The sequence below is a fragment of the Comamonas sp. A7-5 genome (assembly GCF_039581385.1).
Taxonomy (GTDB): Bacteria; Pseudomonadota; Gammaproteobacteria; order Burkholderiales; family Burkholderiaceae_C; genus Comamonas; species Comamonas thiooxydans.
Window position 1 is genome coordinate 1 of record NZ_JBCPWO010000038.1, and the last position, 2,774, is coordinate 2,774.

A 2,774-nucleotide genomic window follows, 5' to 3' on the forward strand; every position below is an offset into this window, starting at 1 on the left:
CATCATCATAGCAACGGTTTTTTGGTTTTGAAAGCCTCAGAACATCCGTTTGTCTTCCAGGCGCGCTGGAAACGCTTCAACCGAGCATGAGAAAGGAGCCGCGGTGGAGATCATTGGTTTGCATGAGCTGCGTCGATCAACACGCCTCTTGCGTTGGGCCTTGCCTGTTTCAGGGTTCAACATCAGAGGGCGGAGCCCTCCGATACCTCCCTTCGCTACTCATGGCCAGAACTTGGCAACAAGTACAGCCGCTCCCTGAAAAAATCGAGACAGCGTTCCTGCCATCTCCACCCATAGAGGAATACTTCCTTTTTCTCGCTTTCCTGTCTTCATAAGATTTCCTTCCTTAGTTTTTGACGACCTGCCTCTATTTAGTCGTCACGACTTTTGAACTCAAAGCCCTATACGGTGTCGCTAGCGCCAACACACAATGTTGGCGGGCTTGGAGCGCTGTTTTGAGCCTGTTTTCCGCGCAACGCATCCAGGCTCAAAAGTTCTTTACAGAAAACAAAACGACCCGCTTAGAGCGGGTCGCTTGTGTCTTTAGTGGTGGGTTAATTCAACAGTTCTCTGCTACTAAGGCCCCCTTCGTTATCACTGCGTGAACCGGATAACTAATCGGCAGATGTAGCCAGCAACTTTCAGTGGAAAGAGGCGCAGATACGGGACGGGACAGGCTCGATAGAACCAGATCGCAGGACGAAGAACGTAGCCCATTTGCTTTTCGTACTTCATCGCGCACCCACCATGAAAAATTCTTGGTTGGCTGCAAGCTGCAAGCCATCAGAAAGACGCTTTTCAAGCGCCTCGATCTGATCCCGAAGAATCCTGTTTTCCCTCTCCAACGTCATCGATCGCATGTGAGCGAAGCGGGCATCATTGATCGCATTTGCATCAGCAGTGGATCGCCCCCAGGGCGTTTCCCAAAACAGCGCATACATAACAGGCTTAGGCGCCTGTCCTGACTTCCGGTATTTGCGAATCGTCGACTCGGAAAGACCGAGCTTTCTAGAGACAGCTCGATCATTGCCGATGCTGTCCAAGATGGTCTCGATATGCGGGAGATGGGCGAAACGTGGCGCCCTAAAATAGAACTCAGCCATAAAGCCTCCAACTAGGTTTTGTGGTCAGGGCTGGTGAGGTGGTGCAAACACCTTTCCGGCCCGCTTTCATGACACTTAGGTCATTCCTTCCAAGATGAGTTTTCTAGCCTCGGCCACCATTGCCTGGTCGTACTCATAGACACCATCGCGGCAGCCGTCGATGAATGCCAAAAATTTCTGAACTGCTGGCCATCCAGCAGAAGTGGCAAGCTCCAGAACCGTAGCGCGTGCCTTGACCTTCAACACATCACGCCACTGATCGGGCAGGACTTGGCCAAGCAGCTCCGCGCTGTCCTCGATGTCTGCAGCCAGTTCCTGGTCATCTTTTTCAGCCTGGTTGAAACGGGCCTTCAGGCCGTTCGACCAGGACAACTGCCTCTTGCCCTTAAAGCACCTTGCGAACTCCGCAAACAGCGCAAATGCTTGCTTGTCTTCTTTGTCGGCCAGGACAGCGCGCAGCAGGTCAAAAGGCGTTTCACCACCTGCCTTGCCCTTCTTGATATGGGCCTTGGTCATTTCATCCTCTAGACCCCACTTACTCACGTAGTTGCTTGCCTGCTGGCCATCCTGCAGGTCAATACCGTGGGCAAAGCTCGGAGAGCCTAGACCGGCCTTCTGGCAGTAGGCATCCCAGCGCAGATACAGCCGTGTTTTCCAGTCCATGAGCTGGGCAGCATCGCCTTTGACCAGGACGAACTGCAGGAAGTGGAAATGCGGGTGCCAGCCGTTGTTTGTGGCCTTGCGACCGTGGGTGCCTTCCCATGCCCTAATCTGGCCCTGATGGCCCATTTCCTTGAACACCTTCTTTACAGACTTGTCGCGCAGGAAGGCTTGAAGCGCCTTAGATTGCCGCTCTAGAAGACCCTCTAGCGCATCAAAACGAGTGTGAGGTGTGGTGAGGGTCAAAAGGTGGACTTCGCCGCCCTGAGCGCGATGCTGGGCCATTGCATCCTGTATTTCCAGGCGTCGCCGTTCTGCGATCTTGGCCGCGCATACAGGGCAAGTCCAAACGCTTCCGCATGTCTGCAGGCCGCCATAGCTGGCAGTACCGTATTCTTTTGACTTCCAGACTTCTACGTCCTTGTCATGGGCGCGAATACGCAGGCATTTAGCCGTTCTGGAATCAGGAAGGATGTCGCGAGCAATGGACTGAAGCGCGAAGCGTTCCACCCGTCTAGCCATTGCAGAGCCGTCCGGGGCTCGTAATTTCGCATTAATACCAAGGGCGGCCGTTTCGCGGCCCGCGCGAGCCTTCCCCGCAGGCGGGGACCCCTTCGCGCCGCCCGCACCCGGCCAGCCGTGAGCTAAAGCTCCCGCCAGCCGCGCGCTGTCTGCGCTATGGCTTGTTGCTTGGGGGGAAATTTGCGCGATATGCGCGGATTTTTTGCGCGTCCGTGATACGCTTTGCATGTCGGTTGTGTTGGTCTTCAACGCTTGAGAAACCGGCCACTCCCCGGAACGGGTCCAATCGTTCGCGGGGATTTTCTTTTTCAAGAAGCCGAGATGGGTTGCGCTTCATTTCTGAGCGCGTAAAACATGATAGCGCCCTTAGCTACAAAGGCGCCAACGGGAATCCGGACCTTTTGTCCGACGAGCTTTTTGAACGCCTCTGTGTGCACCTTCAGCGTGACCATTTCGAGCTTCTTCTCTCCGCTCTCCATGATGTTTTCA

General features: G+C 54.6%; 2 protein-coding genes and 1 pseudogene. All 3 read right to left on the reverse strand.

The features are described from left to right. Nucleotides 1-731 precede the first annotated feature (731 nt). Nucleotides 732-1,103 carry a hypothetical protein gene (locus tag AAIL67_RS24565; protein WP_343485386.1) on the reverse strand — a complete coding sequence of 124 codons (372 nt, stop codon included), beginning with the start codon at nucleotides 1,101-1,103 and terminating at the stop codon, nucleotides 732-734. 75 nt (nucleotides 1,104-1,178) lie between these two features. After that, complete coding sequence (locus tag AAIL67_RS24570) at nucleotides 1,179-2,597, reverse strand: protein rep (RefSeq protein WP_343485387.1); 1,419 nt, start codon at nucleotides 2,595-2,597, stop codon at nucleotides 1,179-1,181. Further along, a pseudogene (locus AAIL67_RS24575) lies at nucleotides 2,594-2,774 on the reverse strand (hypothetical protein); the annotation flags it as partial. The gene AAIL67_RS24570 and the pseudogene AAIL67_RS24575, both read right to left, overlap by 4 nt.

What these genes read in the sequence shown, in the direction of transcription:
- AAIL67_RS24565 (WP_343485386.1), bottom strand. Translation starts at nt 1,103, where the DNA reads ATGGCTGAGTTCTATTTTAGGGCGCCACGTTTCGCCCATCTCCCGCAT.